Origin of the sequence: Burkholderia sp. BCC1977 (genome assembly GCF_905339595.1) — a bacterium.
Taxonomy (GTDB): domain Bacteria; phylum Pseudomonadota; class Gammaproteobacteria; order Burkholderiales; family Burkholderiaceae; genus Burkholderia.
The window spans coordinates 36,100-53,381 of the sequence record NZ_CAJPGQ010000013.1 but is presented as its reverse complement, the minus strand read 5'-3'; the positions used below and the strand labels follow the sequence as shown (position 1 = coordinate 53,381).

Here is a 17,282-nt window from a genome sequence, read left to right as displayed (position 1 = left end):
GTGCACCGCCGCACGCAGGCGATGCCGCGGAGGCTGCTAGAAGCCGAGCCAGCGTGCGATCACCGGGCCGAGCACGAAGCCCCACGTCGTCACGCACGCGAACAGCGCGACCGTGACCGCCGCGCTGCCGAGGTCCTTCGCGCGCTTCGACAATTCGTGGCGCTCGAGCGAGATGCGGTCGATCGCGGCCTCGACGCTCGAGTTCAGCAGCTCGACGATCAGCACCAGCAGCACCGACGCGATCAGCAGCGCGCGCGAGGCGGCGGGGACCGGTGAGAACGCACCGATCGGCAGCATCAGCGCGGCGAGCGTGAGCTCCTGGCGAAACGCGCTCTCCTCGCGGATCGCGACGCGAAACCCGTTCAGCGAATGCTTGAGCGCGTACCACGCACGCGTGATGCCTCGGTGGCGCTTGTACGGGTTCGGCGGCAGCGGCGCCAGCCGATCGTCGGGGCCGAGCGGTTCGTGCGTGTGCACGTCCGCGTCGGCGTGCGGCTCTTCTTCGTCGAACGGACGATGCGCTCGTTCCGTCGCGGCAGGGGGCGGGGTCTTGTCGTTCAGGTCTCGTTTCAAACGGCGGCACCTTCGGCGGGCGAGTACGCGGTCTTCGGCAGCGGCTTCAGATGCGACGCGAACTGCTCGGACGCCGCGCGCCACGAGAAGCGCTCGGCCCACGCGCGGGCCGTCTCGCGTTCGATCTTGAGCGCCTCGAGGCAGGCTTCCTGCAGGTCTTCGTGCATCGCGCCGGCATCGCCCCCGCCGAGCACGTCGATCGGGCCCGTGACGGGGTACGCGGCGACCGGCGTGCCGCACGCAAGCGCCTCCAGCAGCACGAGGCCGAACGTGTCGGTGCGACTCGGGAACACGAACACGTCGGCCGCAGCATACACCTTGGCGAGCTCGGCTTGCGACAGGACGCCGAGATAGTTTGCTTCCGGATAGCGCGACTTCAACTCGGCGAGCGCCGGACCTTCGCCCGCGACCCACTTCGAGCCGGGCAGGTCGAGGCGCAGGAACGCCTCGACATTCTTCTCGATCGCGACGCGGCCCACGTACAGGAAGATCGGCCGCGCGGTATTGAGCACCTTCGACTCCATCGGCCGGAAGATGTCGAGATCGACGCCGCGCGTCCACAGCACGACGTTCGTGAAGCCGAACTTCTCGAGGTCCTGCTTCACGACCAGGGTTGGCGCCATCACCGCGAGCGACGGTCCGTGGAACCAGTGCAGGAACTTGTAGGTCGCCGACAGCGGAATGCCGAAGCGCGCCTGCACGTATTCCGGAAAGCGCGTGTGATACGCGGTCGTGTACGGCAGCTTGCGCGAGCGTGCATAGCGTCGCGCGGCGAGGCCGAGCGGGCCTTCGGTCGCGATGTGCAGCGCGTCGGGTGCGAACGCATCGATCCGGGCGCGCAGCTTGCGGTACGGCAGGATCGACAGGCGAATCTCGGGGTAGGTCGGGCAGGGCACCGTGCGGAATTCCAGCGGCGTCAGCATTTCGACCCGGTGGCCGAGCGCGGTGAGTTCGCGGGTGGTGCTCTTCAGCGTGCGCACGACGCCGTTGACCTGCGGTTCCCACGCGTCGGTGACGATCATGATCTTCATCGCGGCATGTGTCCTGTAAGTGGAGTTGTGTCAGGCGGTGGCCTTGGCCTTGCGCGACGGGGCAGCGGACGGCGCGGTGCGCATCGCCGTCCAGTAGACGATCTTCAGTTCGCCTTCCATCGTTTCGACGAGCGCGGACAGGCTCTCGACCCAGTCGCCGTCGTTGCAGTACAGCACGCCGTCGATGTCGCGGATCTCCGCCTTGTGGATGTGTCCGCACACGACGCCGTCGCAGCCGCGGCGGCGCGCTTCATCGGTCATCACGGTCTCGAACTGCGAGATGAAGTTCACCGCGTTCTTCACCTGGTGCTTCAGGTATTGCGACAGCGACCAGTACTGGAAGCCCAGCCGGCTGCGGATCCGGTTGAACCAGCGGTTCAGCACGAGGATCAGCGTGTAGAGCGTGTCGCCGAGATACGCGAGCCATTTCGCGTGCTGGATCACGCCGTCGAACAGGTCGCCGTGCACGATCCACAGGCGTTTGCCCGCGAGCGTCGTGTGAAAGGCCTCGCCGCGCACCTGGATGTCGCCGAACGCGAGGTCGCAGAACTGCCGCGCGCCTTCGTCGTGGTTGCCCGGGATGTAGACCACCTGCGTGCCCTTGCGCGCCTTGCGCAGGACCTTCTGCACGACGTCGTTGTGCGCCTGCGGCCAGTACCAGCCTTTCTTCAGCTGCCAGCCGTCGATGATGTCGCCGACGAGGTACAGGTATTCCGAATCGTTGTGGCGCAGGAAGTCGAGCAGGTACGGCGCCTGGCAGCCGCTCGAGCCGAGATGGATGTCGGACAGCCAGATCGTGCGGTAGCGATGGGTGGACGGCTCGTGGTCGTCGTGCTGCGTGGCGTGCGCGGCCGCCGGCTCGTGTGACGCAAGGGCATCGGTTGCGGCCGAGCCGGACAGGAAGGCGGTGACGGCGCGGGCGCCGAGCGGTTGACGGAACAGGGAGGTCGCGGACGTTTTCTGGCCCATGCATGACTCGCGCCGGTTGACATTACCGGCATTGCGCCATGCGGGCGTGACTATGCCATGACAGTCACGAGACGTTCTTATTACTGTCGTTGCGGCGTGTTTAGCAGTGAATGCGGCGGCGTTGTGTGACCTGCCGAACCGACGTGTCTGTCGTGATCGGGCAAGGCGCGCAGGGCGGTCGCGCGGGCGTTTTCGAGGGGTTTCGTCTGACGGATGCGCGGATGCGCGGATGTGCGGATGTGCGGATGTGCGGAAGCGCGGAAGCGCGGAAGCGCGGAAGCGCGGAGCCGGCAGCGGTCGCGCGGCGCGTCAGCGCGGAATCGCGACGATGCGCGTGCGGGCGATGCGGTCGTGCGGGAACTGGCGATCGGCGTGCAGGCGGGCGGCGCCGGCCCATGCGCCGATCCACGCGGCGGCGAGCGCGAGCGTGACGGGCACCGACAGGCCGAGGAGCGGATGCAGCGCGAGCGGCGGCAGGAACCACAGCCAGCCGAGCGCGTAGCGGACGAGCGCGTGGCCGGTGTTCAGCGGCCGGCCGCTCGACGATTCGAGCCGCAGCCGCCAGGTCTTCATCGGCAGCGTCTGGCCGCCGTGGGTCCAGAACCAGACGAAGTACGCGCCGACGACGAGCGCGATCCAGGCGGCGAGGAGGTTGTGGTGGACGAGGCCGTTGCGCTGCTGCGTCGCGAGGCTGAATGCGAGGCCCGCGAAGAACACGACGCCGAACAGCAGCACGGCTTCGTACAGCAGCGCGGCGAGGCGCCGCCGCACGGACGGCGCGGCGACGGCCGGGGCCGCGGGTGCGGGGGCGCTCGCCACGGCGGGTCAGGAACCCTTGAACATCGACGGGGCGTCGGCCGGCGACACCGGCGTGACGGTCGCAGGCGTGGGGGCGGTGCCGGACGACGACGATGCCGTCACGGGCGGCGCGCCGACGCCGGCCGATGCGGGCGCCGGTGCCGGTGCAGGGGTGCTCGCCGGGTGCTCGTGCGAATTGACGAGCCGGCGTACATCACGGTCGGCGGCGGTCGGCGGCGCGCTGACGACGCTCGGCCGGCGCCGGCGCTCGGTCGCGGCGAGGCGCTGCTTCTGTTCTTCGGGCAGTTGCTGGTAGGCCTTCCACGCGCGCTCGCGCGCCTGCGCGGACAGCTCCTTCGCGCTCTGGTAATTCTCGCGCGCGACGCGGCGTTGCTCGGGCGTCATCCGCGCCCACTCGGACATCCTGTCTTGCAGGTGTTTCTGCTCATCAGGCGTCAATTTCGCGAAACGCGATGCGATCTTCAGCCATTTACGCTTGCGTGCATCGCTGAAGCCGTCCCACTGATCCGCGAACGGCGCGAGTGCCGCGCGTTGGGCGGGCGTCAGGCGCGCCCAAGACAGCGGGCCGTTGGCGGCCGGCAGCGGCAGCGGGGCGAGTTCGGTGGTCAGCCCGGCGGCGGCCGAGGTCGGCGCGGGCGCGCTGCTGGCCGCGGCGGAGACCGTCGCGGGGGGCGGGTTGAATCGGGAATAGGTGGCGACGTAGGAAACGGCGATCGCGATCACGCATCCGAAAAATACGGCCAGGCCGCGTTTCTGACTCACCCGTGCGATCCCCTCGTTATTGTCTGTTAGCGTGCGTGCGAAAGATACGCGTTGAACCCGTGATCGAGATACGCGTTGAGCGGCAGGTCGTCGCTGAGCATCGCCGCGTCGATGTCGGCGAGTTCGGCGGTGCGCTGCATGTCTTCCCAGTAGGCGATGCCGACCAGCCCCGCGAGCAGCAGGGCGAGCGGCCACGCGCGCAGCAGGCGGCGCGCGAACGACACCTGCGGGCGGCTCGCGGGCGGCGTGCCGTATGCGCCGGCCGCACCTGCGAAGGCGGGCACGAACACCGGCGCGGTCGCGGCTTCCGGCTTCTTGCGCGCGAGCGCGGCCCGGCGCGCGACGGCCAGACGGTCGGTGGTCGCGGCAGGCAGCGCCGCGGCACGTTCGTCCAGCGCGCGGCGGACCTTCAGCGCGAATTCGTGTTCTCGATTTACGGGAGCGGAGCTCATAGCGTGATTCCTTTGGCCTTGAGCGCTTGCGCCAGGGTATGGGTGGCCCGCGAGCAGTGCGTCTTGACACTGCCTTCGGAGCACCCCATAGCGGCGGCAGTCTCGGCGACATCCATATCTTCCCAATAACGCATCAGGAACGCTTCCCGTTGACGTGTCGGAAGTTTCTGGATTTCTTCGTCGATCAGGGCCAGAACCTGCTCCCGCTCGAGGCGGTGCTCGGTGCTCTCGACGCCCGCGTTGTCGTCCGCGGACTCGAGCGTTTCCAGCGGATCGAAGTCCTCGTCGTCCGTGTTGTTGAGCGACGAGAAGAGCGTGACCCAGGTATTGCGGACTTTCTGCCGGCGGAACCAGTCGTGGATCGCGTTCTGCAGGATCCGCTGGAACAGCAGCGGCAGTTCTGCCGCCGGCCGGTCGCCGTATTTCTCCGCCAGCTTGATCATCGCGTCCTGCACGATGTCGAGCGACGCATCGTCGTCACGCACGGCGTACGCAGCCTGCTTGAACGCGCGCCTTTCGACGCCCGCCAGAAAGTCGGCGAGTTCCTTGTCTGATGCCATTCCGTAAAGGTATGCGCTGCGGACTGCGGCGTGTGAAAGGTCGAAAAATTTCGTAAAACCCGCGGATGCTAACAAATTTTCGCGCGATTTGGCACCGGGGACGGCTCGGTACGTTGCGCGCGAGCCGCGTCCGCGGGCCGCCGGACGGGGCGCATGATGCGCTGCGGGATATTTTGCTTGACGCCCCAATCATGACCCGCTATCGTCAACGATTCGCAACATGAAGTGATGGTCTCATTTGAGGCTGGCCCAAGAAGCCCGCCCTTCAAACTGGACGCGCCGCTTGAACCCGAGCCACAAGCCCGGCAGAGAGCACCCGATCAATTTTTTGCCGAAAATTCGAAAGGTCAACATGAACATGCCCAGCGCGGAATTCTCCACGTCGGAACCCCTTTCCCCTCCCGATAGCGACTCCATCGGCGCCACCGTGCTCATGAAGGCACTGGCCGACGAGAACGTCGAATTCATCTGGGGCTACCCCGGCGGCTCGGTACTCTACATCTACGACGAGCTTTACAAGCAGGACAAGATTCAGCACGTGCTGGTGCGCCACGAACAGGCGGCCGTGCACGCAGCCGACGCGTATGCGCGTTCCACCGGCAACGTCGGCGTCTGTCTCGTGACGTCCGGCCCCGGTGTCACCAATGCGGTGACCGGCATCGCGACGGCCTACATGGATTCGATCCCGATGGTCGTGATCAGCGGCCAGGTGCCGACTGCCGCGATCGGCCAGGACGCGTTCCAGGAATGCGATACGGTCGGCATCACGCGTCCGTGCGTGAAGCACAACTTCCTTGTGAAGGACGTGCGCGACCTCGCGGAAACCGTCAAGAAGGCGTTCTACATCGCCCGCACCGGCCGTCCCGGCCCGGTGCTGATCGACATCCCGAAGGACATCTCCAAGACGCCGTGCCAGTACGAGCCGGTGAAGAGCGTGTCGCTGCGGTCGTATAATCCCGTCACGAAGGGCCATTCGGGCCAGATCCGCAAGGCCGTGTCGCTGCTGCTGTCGGCGAAGCGTCCTTACATCTATACGGGTGGCGGCATCATCCTCGCCGACGCGGCGCGCGAGCTGAACCAGTTCGCCGACCTGCTCGGCTACCCGGTCACGAACACGCTGATGGGCCTCGGCGGCTATCGCGCGTCGGACAAGAAATTCCTCGGCATGCTCGGCATGCACGGCACCTACGAAGCGAACATGGCGATGCAGCACTGTGACGTGCTGATCGCGATCGGCGCCCGCTTCGACGACCGCGTGATCGGCGACCCGGCGCACTTCGCGTCGCGTCCGCGCAAGATCATCCACATCGACATCGATCCGTCGTCGATCTCGAAGCGCGTGAAGGTCGACATTCCGATCGTCGGCGACGTGAAGGAAGTGCTGAAGGAGCTGATCGAGCAACTGCAGACGGCCGAGCATGGCCCCGACACCGAAGCGCTCGCGCAATGGTGGAAGGACATCGAGGGCTGGCGCTCGAAGGACTGCCTGAAGTTCGATCGCGAAAGCGAGATCATCAAGCCGCAGTACGTGGTCGAGAAGGCGTGGGAGCTGACGGACGGCAACGCGTTCGTGTGCTCGGACGTCGGCCAGCACCAGATGTGGGCGGCGCAGTTCTACCGTTTCAACAAGCCGCGTCGCTGGATCAACTCCGGCGGCCTCGGCACGATGGGCTTCGGCCTGCCGGCAGCGATGGGCGTCAAGATGGCGCACCCGGACGACGACGTGCTGTGCATCACGGGCGAAGGCTCGATCCAGATGTGCATCCAGGAACTGTCGACCTGCCTGCAGTACGACACGCCCGTGAAGATCATTTCGCTGAACAACCGCTATCTCGGCATGGTCCGCCAGTGGCAGCAGATCGAATACAGCAAGCGCTATTCGCATTCGTACATGGATGCGCTGCCCGACTTCGTGAAGCTCGCCGAAGCGTACGGCCATGTCGGCATGCGGATCGAAAAGACCTCGGATGTGGAGCCGGCGCTGAAGGAAGCGCTGCGCCTGAAGGACCGCACCGTGTTTCTCGACTTCCAGACCGATCCGACCGAAAACGTCTGGCCGATGGTACAGGCCGGCAAGGGCATCACCGAGATGCTGCTCGGATCGGAAGATCTGTAACGGCGCGACGCGCGCCCAGGTCCGATGCGGCCGCCTTCACGAAGGGCGGTGCGGCACCGGGTGGCGCGCGGCGCGAGTGAATCGACACGGACACATTCTGGAAGAAGCGAACATGAGACACATCATTTCCGTCCTGCTGGAGAACGAACCGGGCGCGCTGTCGCGCGTGGTCGGTCTGTTTTCCGCTCGCGGCTACAACATCGAAACCTTGACGGTGGCGCCGACCGAAGACCAATCGCTGTCGCGGCTGACCATCGTTTCCATTGGCTCGGACGACGTGATCGAACAGATCACGAAGCATCTGAACCGCCTGATCGAGGTGGTGAAAGTGGTGGACCTGACCGACGGTGCACACATCGAACGCGAGCTGATGCTGATCAAGGTACGTGCAGTGGGCAAGGAGCGCGAAGAAATGAAGCGGATGTCGGACATTTTCCGCGGCCGCATCATCGACGTGACCGAAAAGACCTACACGATCGAATTGACGGGCGCGAGCGACAAGCTCGACGCATTCATCCAGGGGCTGGACGCCAGCGCGATCCTGGAGACCGTGCGTACCGGCAGCTCCGGCATCGGACGCGGCGAGCGCATCCTGAAGGTGTGATGCCGATATTGCCAAAGAGGCACGCCGGGTGCGCCGTCATGTCCCGGCCCGCAGTACCCAATCCGAACGAATTGTTGAATTTTTGAATTAGCGAAGGAACCATCATGAACGTTTTCTACGACAAAGACGCTGACCTCTCCCTCATCAAGGGCAAGCAAGTCACGATCATCGGCTACGGCTCGCAAGGCCATGCACACGCGCTGAACCTGAAGGACAGCGGCGTGAACGTGACGGTCGGCCTTCGCAAGGGCGGCGCGTCGTGGAGCAAGGCCGAAAACGCAGGCCTGTCGGTCAAGGAAGTCGCGGAAGCGGTGAAGGGCGCGGACGTCGTCATGATGCTGCTGCCGGACGAGCAGATCGCCGACGTGTACGCGAAGGAAGTGCACGAGAACATCAAGCAGGGCGCCGCACTGGCATTCGCACACGGCTTCAACGTGCACTACGGCGCGGTGATCCCGCGCGCCGACCTCGACGTGATCATGATCGCGCCGAAGGCACCGGGCCACACCGTGCGCGGCACGTACTCGCAAGGTGGCGGCGTGCCGCACCTGATCGCGGTTGCGCAGAACAAGTCGGGCGCGGCACGCGACATCGCGCTGTCGTACGCTGCGGCGAACGGCGGCGGCCGTGCCGGCATCATCGAGACGAACTTCCGTGAAGAGACCGAAACCGACCTGTTCGGCGAGCAGGCCGTGCTGTGCGGCGGTACCGTCGAGCTGATCAAGGCCGGTTTCGAGACGCTGGTCGAAGCCGGCTATGCACCGGAAATGGCGTACTTCGAGTGCCTGCACGAGCTGAAGCTGATCGTCGACCTGATCTACGAAGGCGGCATCGCGAACATGAACTACTCGATCTCGAACAACGCCGAGTACGGCGAGTACGTGACGGGCCCGCGCGTCGTCACGGAAGAGACGAAGAAGGCGATGAAGCAGTGCCTGACCGACATCCAGACGGGCGAGTACGCGAAGAGCTTCATTCTCGAGAACAAGGCAGGCGCCCCGACGCTGCAGTCGCGCCGCCGCCTGACGGCCGAGCACCAGATCGAGCAGGTCGGTGCGAAGCTGCGCGCGATGATGCCGTGGATCGCGAAGAACAAGCTCGTCGACCAGACGAAGAACTAAGCACGGATCGAGCAAAACGTGCTGTTCCGGCCCTTCGAGTGGAGGGTCGGTATCAAAAAGCCGCCCGAAGGCAGCAGTGCCCCGGGCGGCTTTTGCTATCCTACGGGCTTTGCAATTCACCGAACACCGAACGAATCCATGAACTATCCTCATCCGATCATCGCGCGCGAAGGCTGGCCGTTCATCGCGATTGCAGCCGTCATCGCGTTGTTGATCCACGCCGTCGGGGGCTTCGGCTTCGCGTGGCCGTTCTGGCTGCTGCTCGTCTTCGTCGTCCAGTTCTTCCGCGATCCGCAGCGCCCGATCCCGGCGCAGCCGAACGCCGTGCTGTGCCCGGCGGACGGCCGCATCGTCGCGGTCGAGACCGCGCAGGATCCGTACGCGAACCGCGAAGCGCTGAAGATCAGCGTGTTCATGAATGTCTTCAACGTCCACTCGCAGCGTTCGCCGGTCGACGGCGCGATCTCCAAGGTCGAGTACTTCCCGGGCGCGTTCCTGAACGCGGCGATCGACAAGGCGTCGACCGAGAACGAGCGCAATGCGGTCGTGATCCAGACGGCGAGCGGCAAGACCGTCACCGCCGTGCAGATCGCCGGCCTCGTCGCCCGCCGGATCCTCTGCTACGTGCGCGCCGGCGAGCCGCTGTCGCGCGGCCAGCGCTACGGTTTCATCCGCTTCGGTTCGCGCGTCGACGTGTACCTGCCGCTCGGCAGCCGCGCGAAGGTGTCGATCGGCGAGAAGGTCTACGCGTCGTCGACGATCCTCGCCGAGCTCGAACAGTAAGCGGCGGGACGCACGATGGCCGCATTCAAACCGCGTCGGCCGCGCAACGGCGCCGGCCAGACGCCACGCCCGTTCCGCCGCAACAAGGTGATGGCACCGGATCCGGCGCCCATCGAGAGCCGCCGCGCCGCGCGCCAGCGGTTCCTGAAGACGCGCGGCATCTACCTGCTGCCGAACGCGTTCACGACCGCCGCGCTCTTCTGCGGCTTCTTCGCGGTCGTGCAGGCGATGAACGTGCGCTTCGAGATCGCCGCGATCGCGATCTTCGTCGCGATGGTGCTCGACGGGATGGACGGGCGCGTCGCGCGGATGACGCATACGCAAAGCGCGTTCGGCGAACAGTTCGACAGCCTGTCGGACATGGTGTCGTTCGGCGTCGCGCCGGCGCTCGTGATGTACGAGTGGGTGCTGAAGGATCTCGGCCGCTGGGGCTGGCTCGCCGCGTTCGTCTACTGCTCGGGCGCCGCGCTGCGACTCGCGCGCTTCAATACGAACATCGGCAGCGTCGACAAGCGCTTCTTCCAGGGGCTGCCGAGCCCGGCCGCAGCCGCGCTGATCGCCGGCTTCGTGTGGCTCGCCACCGACAACCGCGTGCCGATGAAGCTCGGCTGGCTGCCGTGGGTCGCGTTCGCGCTGACGATCTATGCGGGCGTGACGATGGTGTCGAACGCGCCGTTCTACAGCGGCAAGGCGCTCGACGTGCGGCACCGCGTGCCGTTCGCGGCGATCCTGCTGGTCGTCGTCGCGTTCGTGCTCGTGTCGTCCGATCCGCCGCTGATGCTGTTCTGCCTGTTCGTGCTGTACGGGCTGTCCGGCTACGTGTTCTGGGCCTATATGGCCGTGCGCGGGCGGGCGAACCCCGCGCGCTCGTCGCAGCGCGATCACTGACGCGCAACCTGCTGCGGAAACGGCGGCCCCGGATGCGAATCCGGGCCGCCGTTTTCATTTGCCCCTTTTTCGCATCCTGCTCGCCGCCTGTTCGGATCACGCGGCCCCGCCTCCCGGGTGCCGTCCGATTGCGCACCCGGCGGAATGCCGCTATAGTCGTCGGCATGACCGCATTTTCCCGCCTCTCCCTCCTTCTAGCCGGTGCGCCGCTACGCGCGCTAGCTTTGGCGCGCCTGCCGCGCTGACCGTTCTCGCCCTCCGTCAAGCCTCGTCTGTTGTTGAGCGTCGCCAGCGGTGGCGCGATCTCATTACGTTTGATTCCCGTATAAAGAGCCCTGGAGCCCCCCATGACAGACAAGCTGATCATTTTCGATACGACGTTGCGTGACGGTGAACAATCGCCCGGCGCGTCGATGACGAAGGAAGAGAAAGTCCGCATCGCGAAGCATCTCGAGCGGATGAAGGTCGACGTGATCGAGGCCGGCTTCGCGGCCAGCTCGAACGGCGACTTCGATGCGATCCACACGATCGCCGGTCTCGTGAAGGACAGCACGATCTGCTCGCTGGCGCGCGCCAACGACAAGGACATCCAGCGTGCGGCCGACGCGCTGAAGCCGGCCAACAGCTCGCGGATCCACACGTTCATCGCGACGTCGCCGCTGCACATGGAGAAGAAGCTGCGGATGACGCCGGACCAGGTGTTCGAGCAGGCGCGCCTCGCGGTGCGCTTCGCGCGCAAGTTCACCGACAACGTCGAATTCTCGCCGGAAGACGGCAGCCGCTCGGACCTCGACTTCCTGTGCCGCGTGCTGGAAGCGGTGATCGCTGAAGGGGCGACCACGATCAACATCGCCGACACGGTCGGCTACGGCGTGCCGGAGCTCTACGGCAACCTCGTGAAGACGCTGCGCGAGCGCATTCCGAACTCGGACAAGGCGATCTTCTCCGTGCATTGCCACAACGATCTCGGGATGGCGGTGGCGAACTCGCTCGCCGGCGTGAAGATCGGCGGTGCGCGGCAGGTCGAGTGCACGATCAACGGTCTCGGCGAGCGCGCGGGCAACACGTCGCTCGAGGAAATCGTGATGGCCGTGAAGACCCGCAAGGACTACTTCGGCCTCGACGTCGGCATCGACACGACGCAGATCGTGCCGACGTCGAAGCTCGTGTCGCAGATCACCGGCTTCGTCGTGCAGCCGAACAAGGCCGTGGTCGGCGCGAACGCATTCGCGCACGCGTCGGGCATCCACCAGGACGGCGTGCTGAAGGCGCGCGACACCTACGAGATCATGCGCGCGGAAGACGTGGGCTGGACCGCGAACAAGATCGTGCTCGGCAAGCTGTCGGGCCGCAACGCGTTCAAGCAGCGCCTGCAGGAGCTCGGCGTGTCGCTCGACAGCGAAGCCGAACTGAACGCCGCGTTCATGCGCTTCAAGGATCTCGCCGACCGCAAGGCCGAGATCTTCGACGAAGACATCATCGCGATCGTCTCGGAAGAGTCCGCGCTCGCGCACGAGCAGGAGCACTTCAAGTTCGTGTCGCTGTCGCAGCGTTCAGAGACGGGCGAGCAGCCGCAAGCGAAGATCGTGTTCGCGCTCGAGGGCAAGGAAGTGACCGGCGAGGCGCGCGGCAACGGGCCGGTCGACGCGACGTTCAACGCGATCGAGAGCGAAGTCGGCAGCGGTTCCGAACTGTTGCTGTATTCGGTGAACGCGATCACGACCGGCACGCAGGCGCAGGGCGAAGTGACGGTCCGGCTGTCGAAGAGCGGGCGGATCGTGAACGGCGTCGGCACCGATCCGGACATCGTCGCGGCGTCCGCGAAGGCGTACATCTCGGCGCTGAACAAGCTGCATTCGAAGGACGACAAGGTCAACCCGCAGCGCGCGTAAGCGCTGCGCGTCGAGCGCCCGAAGCATATGAAACGCCCCGTGCGGCCTTGCGCCGCGCGGGGCGTTTTTTCATCCGCCGCTCATTCGGCGGCCGGCGCGCGGAACAACCAGCGGCGCGCGGCCGGGCGGGGCGCCGGGCTGCGGCGGCGGAATTCGACCGCGATCCCGCGCCGCGGCGCATCGGCGACGAACGCGTCGAGCAGTTCGAGCACGTCGTGATCGATGTAGTCGGCGCGCGTCGCGTCGATGATCACGGCGGCGCGGTCCGGAATGTGCCGCAGGTGATGCTTGACCTGCACCTTGCCGAGGAACGACACGTCCTTGCGGAACGACAGCAGGAAGTGATCGTCGTGCTGCGCGAGCGTGACGGGGCTCTTCAGGTTCGCCACCGCGACCGCCAGCACGCTGCAGGCGAGGCCGAGCGCGATGCCGAACAGCAGGTCGACTGCCAGCACGCCCGCGATCGTCGCGGCGAACGGCACGAACGCGGCTGGACCCTGTTTCAGCACCGAGCGGAACAACGCCGGTTTCGCGAGCTTGAAGCCGGTGTGGATCAGGATCGCCGCGAGGCTCGCGAGCGGGATCAGGTTGATCAGCCCGGTGAGCGCGAACACGCTGGCGAGCAGCAGGATGCCGTGCACGATCGCCGACATCCGGCTTTGCGCACCCGCGTTCACGTTGACCGAGCTGCGCACGATCACCGACGTGATCGGCAGCCCGCCGACCGCGCCCGCAACGAGATTGCCGACGCCCTGGGCCTTCAGTTCGCGGTCCGGCTGGGTCGGCCGGCGCTTCGGATCGATCTGTTCGACCGCCTCCAGGCTCAGCAGCGTCTCGAGGCTGGCGACGACCGCGAGCGTGATCGCGACGCGCCACACGTCCGGATTGACGAGCTGCGCGAAGTTCGGGCCGAGCTCGGCGTGCTTCAGCGAAGCCGCGAGCGCCGCGAACGATTCGAGCTCCGGCAGCGTGACGCGATGCGCGGCGCCCGGCGCGACCGACGGCGCGATGGCGCCGAGCACCAGTGTCGCGCCGATGCCGAACACCACGACCGCGAGCGGCGCGGGCACCGAGCGCACCCAGCCGAAGCGCTTCAGCGCCGGCGTGTCCCACGCGACCAGCAGCGCGACGGAGACGAGCGCGATGGCCGTCGCGGCCCAGGCGGTCGGCAGGCCGGGCCATGACGCAAACGATTGCGCGGCCGGCCCGCCGATGCCGAATGCGAACGGAATCTGCTTCACGATCAGCAGCAGGCCGATCGCCGCGAGCATGCCCTTGATGACGGGCGACGGCACGTAGGCGGCGAAGCGGCCGGCGCGAAGCATGCCGAAGCCGAACTGCAGCACGCCGGACAGCAGCACCGCGAGCAGGAACGCGGAAAAGCTGCCGAGTTGCGCGATCCCTTCGACGACGATCACGACGAGGCCCGCGGCCGGCCCGCTGACCGACAGCGACGAGCCGCTCAGCAGCGCGACGATGATGCCGCCGACGATGCCGGACACGAGCCCGGCGAACGGCTCGACACCGGACGCGTTGGCGATGCCGAGACACAACGGCAGCGCGACGAGGAAAACGACGATACCGGCGACGATGTCGCGCGGCAGGGTGGACAGGCGCTCGTTCAGTTTCATGGTTGGGGTGATTTCATTGGCGTAAGGGGGGATCAGCCGAGTGCGGCGGCCATGACGGCATGGTCCGGTTCGGCGTCGGCCGGCGGTGCCGTATAGCCGGAGTCGAGTTCCTTCAGGCGGCCGTCGGCGAGCGAAAAGATCCAGCCGTGCACGAGCGGCGGCCGCTGGCGGCCATGCACGATCGGCGACGCGCGCAGCAGACGCACCTGTTCCAGCACGTTGAGCTCGGCCAGGCGGTCGGCGGCGGCCGTGTCGTCGAGTCCGTCGAGCGTGTCGCGATGGCGCCGTGCAAGCGCGCAAAGCGGCGCGATGCGGCGCGCGACGTGCGGCAGGTCGGCGGGCGGCGGCAGCAGCGACGCGCGTACGCCGCCGCATCCGTAGTGGCCGCACACGATCACGTGGTCGACTTCGAGCACGCGCACGGCGTACTCGAGCACGCTCGCCGAATTGTCGTCGTCGGGGTGGAACAGGTTCGCGATGTTGCGATGGACGAACAGCTCGCCGGGCACGCAGTGCGTGATGGTTTCAGCGGGCACCCGGCTGTCGGCGCAGCCTATCCACAGCACGCGCGGATTCTGGCCGCGCGCGAGTGCGTCGAAGAAGCCGGGCGTGTGTTCGTGCGTCTCGCGGGCCCAGGCGATGTTGGCAACCAGCATGCTCTTGGGGCGATTCATGAGGACTCCTTTCTGATAAGGACAAACGAATACCGGACGAAGTGGAGCAATATGATGCTTTCTGAACTGAAAGGTTCAATTTCGACTGATATTAGGGGTATGCCCTAACACCCGGTGCCACTGATACAAATTGTTTCAACTGGAACTGGCGAGGTGCAGCGAATGCACCAATACAACGCATGACATGTATCGTGCATGCCTGTTTCCCGCCAGCGGACGCGTGGCGCGGGGTTCCGCATAATGGCTTTCGGAGCGTCCGGGATCGGAAAGGATTGCCGCGTCGAATTCGGAATTAATCGAATATGGCGGGAAAAACGAAATGGCCATTCACGCAATAATTCGTGAATGGCCATCGTGAAAATTGCGCGTAAATGCGCAATCGATCCGATCAGAACAGATTGCGGCGGTCGGGATCGTGCAGCGGGTCCGGCGTTTTCTGCGTGGTGCGCAGGATGCCCTGCGGGTCGAAGTAGAAGCTGTACATCATGTACCAGACGTTGTCTTCGAGATAGCGGTAGGTCCACACCTCACGCTTCATCAGCGGGAAGTAGGATGTCTCGACCGGGCGGCCGAAATTGACGAGCACGTCGGTTTTGGTCCACTTGCCGATGTCTGCGCGATAGAACTCGCTCGGTTGCAGCACCTGGCGCACGTTGACGATCCGGTGGGCCGCGTCGACGTCGGCCGCGACGGTGATCTCGCCCATCGGCTGGGTCGGCCACATCAGGCGCTTCCCGCCGCCGGGCAGGTCGTAGATCTCGCGCGGCGGGCCCATGCGCGCGACGATCGCCGACTCGTCCTGACCGGCCTGGTATTGCTGCCACGGTTGCGCACAACCGGCGAGCAGTGCCGCCGCGCAGGCGACCAGCACCGGCAGGCGCACGGGAATGCGAATGCGCATGGGATTCTCCAGAACTCTCTGACCGTTCAGTTGTATCACGGACGGCGCGCGTCGGCGCGTCGTGGCGAAAAAATCGGTGCGGATCGCCGGCAGTGTGCCGTCGGGGTGTCGTGTCGCGCCGGGCTTGCGGCCGGCGGCGCCCGCGGCCTATGATCCGCGCTTCTCGGACAGATTGAAGGGCAGGGAGCCGATGCAGCTGTGGAAACGGTGCGCGCTCGCATTGAGCGCGGGGTGGATGCTGGCGTCGTCCGCGTTCGCGGCAGGCGAGCCGGTGCGGATCGCGCTGATCGAAGGGATGTCGGGCCCGTTCGCGAACGCGGGCGCGGCGGTCGAGCGCAACCTGCGCTTCGGCGTCGAACAGGTCAACGCGGCGGGCGGCGTGAAGCTGCGCGACGGCGCGCACCCGCTCGAACTCGTCGTGCTCGACAGCAAGGGCAGCCCCGAGGAGGCGCTCGTGCAGTTGCGCGCGGCGGCGGACCGGCACATCGGCTTCGTCGCGCAGGGCAACAGTTCGGCGGTCGCGGCCGCGCTCGTCGCGGCGCTCGACAAGCTGAACGCGCGCAATCCGGACAGCCGGATGCTGTTCCTCAACTATTCGGCCGACGATCCGGCGCTGACCGGCGCGCGCTGCAGTTTCTGGCATTTCCGCTTCGACGCGCACGCCGGGATGCGGATGGCCGCGCTGGCGGACGTGATGGCGCGCGACCGCGCGCTGCGCAAGGTCTACCTGCTGAACCAGGACTACAGCTTCGGCCACGACGTCAGCACGCTGGCGCGGCAGGCGCTGGCCGAGCGGCGCCCCGACGTGGCGATCGCCGGCGACGAATTCCACCCGATCGGCCGCATCAAGGATTTCTCGCCCTATATCGCGAAGATTCGGGCGAGCGGCGCGGACGCCGTCGTGACCGGCAACTGGGGCAACGACCTCACGCTGCTCGTGAAGGCGGCGCGCGAGCAGGGGCTGAATGCGAAGTTCTATACGTTCTACGGCAACAGCCTCGGCGCGCCGGCCGCGCTCGGCGACGCGGGCGTCGGGCGGGTGGTGGCCGTCGCGGACTGGCATCCGAACGCGGGCGGCGCGAAGTCGGATGCGTTCTACCGCGCGTTCCGAACCCGTTTTCCCGCAGCCCGGGACGACTATCCCGTGCGCCGCATGAGCCTGATGGTCGAGATGCTCGCGGCGGCGATGAATCGGGCCGGTTCGGCCGACCCCGTCGCGGTGGCACGTGCGCTGGAGGGGTTGTCGCTCGACGACGGCTTCCACGCGTCGACGATGCGCGCGCAGGATCATCAGCTGATCCAGCCCCTTTACGTGATGGAAATGGACAAGGCCGGCACGCCGGGCGTGCGCTTCGACAACGAGGGCTCGGGCTATGGCTTCCGGACGGTTCTCGCGGTGCCCGCGCCGCGCACGCAGATGCCGTCGACCTGCTCGATGACGCGCCCGTGACAGGGGGCGGTGGGAACGGCGTGCAGTTGTGTTACAATGCCCGCCGGTTGTAAGTC

General features: G+C 66.4%; 15 protein-coding genes and 1 pseudogene. 7 read left to right on the top strand and 9 right to left on the bottom strand.

Translation table 11 applies throughout. The features are described from left to right. Positions 1-36: 36 nt before the first annotated feature. The 7 genes from U5771_RS13550 to U5771_RS13520 all read right to left on the bottom strand — a co-directional run bounded on the left by U5771_RS13550 (position 37) and on the right by U5771_RS13520 (position 5,166). On the bottom strand, positions 37-573 hold the full coding sequence (locus tag U5771_RS13550; RefSeq protein WP_322024445.1) for a diacylglycerol kinase: 537 nt from the start codon (positions 571-573) through the stop codon (positions 37-39). Further along, the gene (locus U5771_RS13545; protein ID WP_322024444.1) at positions 570-1,604 is read right to left on the bottom strand and encodes a glycosyltransferase family 1 protein; all 1,035 of its coding nucleotides are present in this window, start codon (positions 1,602-1,604) and stop codon (positions 570-572) included. The genes U5771_RS13550 and U5771_RS13545 overlap by 4 nt, the downstream gene beginning before the upstream one ends. A gap of 30 nt (positions 1,605-1,634) precedes the next feature. Beyond that, entirely contained in the window at positions 1,635-2,573 is a 939-nt protein-coding gene (locus tag U5771_RS13540; protein ID WP_322024443.1) for a UDP-2,3-diacylglucosamine diphosphatase, read from the bottom strand. Positions 2,574-2,882: 309 nt separating this feature from the next. Beyond that, positions 2,883-3,392, bottom strand: coding sequence for an RDD family protein (locus tag U5771_RS13535; protein ID WP_322024442.1), 510 nt, complete (start codon positions 3,390-3,392; stop codon positions 2,883-2,885). Positions 3,393-3,398: 6 nt separating this feature from the next. After that, positions 3,399-4,154, bottom strand: a complete 756-nt coding sequence (locus U5771_RS13530; protein ID WP_322024441.1) for a DUF3106 domain-containing protein — start codon at positions 4,152-4,154, stop codon at positions 3,399-3,401. 26 nt (positions 4,155-4,180) lie between these two features. Beyond that, positions 4,181-4,606, bottom strand: coding sequence for a DUF3619 family protein (locus tag U5771_RS13525; protein WP_322024440.1), 426 nt, complete (start codon positions 4,604-4,606; stop codon positions 4,181-4,183). After that, a complete protein-coding gene (locus U5771_RS13520; RefSeq protein ID WP_059468121.1) occupies positions 4,603-5,166 on the bottom strand; it encodes an RNA polymerase sigma factor in 564 nt (187 codons plus the stop codon). The genes U5771_RS13525 and U5771_RS13520 overlap by 4 nt, the downstream gene beginning before the upstream one ends. A 352-nt stretch (positions 5,167-5,518) precedes the next feature. Here U5771_RS13520 and U5771_RS13515 point away from each other — a divergent pair, with 352 nt between their 5' ends. The 6 genes from U5771_RS13515 (at position 5,519) to U5771_RS13490 (ending at position 12,570) form a co-directional block, all read left to right on the top strand. Further along, a complete protein-coding gene (locus U5771_RS13515) occupies positions 5,519-7,282 on the top strand; it encodes an acetolactate synthase 3 catalytic subunit (RefSeq protein WP_322024439.1) in 1,764 nt (587 codons plus the stop codon). Between the two features lie 112 nt (positions 7,283-7,394). Further along, positions 7,395-7,886: an acetolactate synthase small subunit gene (gene ilvN / locus U5771_RS13510; protein ID WP_006750445.1), complete on the top strand. Its 492-nt coding sequence runs from the start codon at positions 7,395-7,397 to the stop codon at positions 7,884-7,886. Between the two features lie 104 nt (positions 7,887-7,990). After that, positions 7,991-9,007, top strand: coding sequence for a ketol-acid reductoisomerase (gene ilvC, locus U5771_RS13505; RefSeq protein WP_014896490.1), 1,017 nt, complete (start codon positions 7,991-7,993; stop codon positions 9,005-9,007). Positions 9,008-9,145: 138 nt separating this feature from the next. Then, the gene (locus U5771_RS13500) at positions 9,146-9,790 is read left to right on the top strand and encodes a phosphatidylserine decarboxylase (protein ID WP_011352710.1); all 645 of its coding nucleotides are present in this window, start codon (positions 9,146-9,148) and stop codon (positions 9,788-9,790) included. A 15-nt stretch (positions 9,791-9,805) separates the two neighbouring features. Continuing rightward, positions 9,806-10,678, top strand: coding sequence for a CDP-diacylglycerol--serine O-phosphatidyltransferase (gene pssA, locus U5771_RS13495; protein WP_322024438.1), 873 nt, complete (start codon positions 9,806-9,808; stop codon positions 10,676-10,678). 347 nt (positions 10,679-11,025) lie between these two features. Next, entirely contained in the window at positions 11,026-12,570 is a 1,545-nt protein-coding gene (locus U5771_RS13490; protein WP_322024437.1) for a 2-isopropylmalate synthase, read from the top strand. Between the two features lie 80 nt (positions 12,571-12,650). Here the strand turns inward: U5771_RS13490 and U5771_RS13485 are convergent. Further along, positions 12,651-14,710: pseudogene (locus U5771_RS13485) on the bottom strand (SulP family inorganic anion transporter). A 553-nt stretch (positions 14,711-15,263) separates the two neighbouring features. Then, positions 15,264-15,776 (bottom strand): hypothetical protein, encoded by a 513-nt coding sequence (locus U5771_RS13480; RefSeq protein WP_322024436.1) that lies wholly within the window; start codon positions 15,774-15,776, stop codon positions 15,264-15,266. 190 nt (positions 15,777-15,966) lie between these two features. Here U5771_RS13480 and U5771_RS13475 point away from each other — a divergent pair, with 190 nt between their 5' ends. Further along, complete coding sequence (locus tag U5771_RS13475) at positions 15,967-17,226, top strand: branched-chain amino acid ABC transporter substrate-binding protein (RefSeq protein WP_322024435.1); 1,260 nt, start codon at positions 15,967-15,969, stop codon at positions 17,224-17,226. The last annotated feature ends 56 nt before the right edge of the window (positions 17,227-17,282 follow it).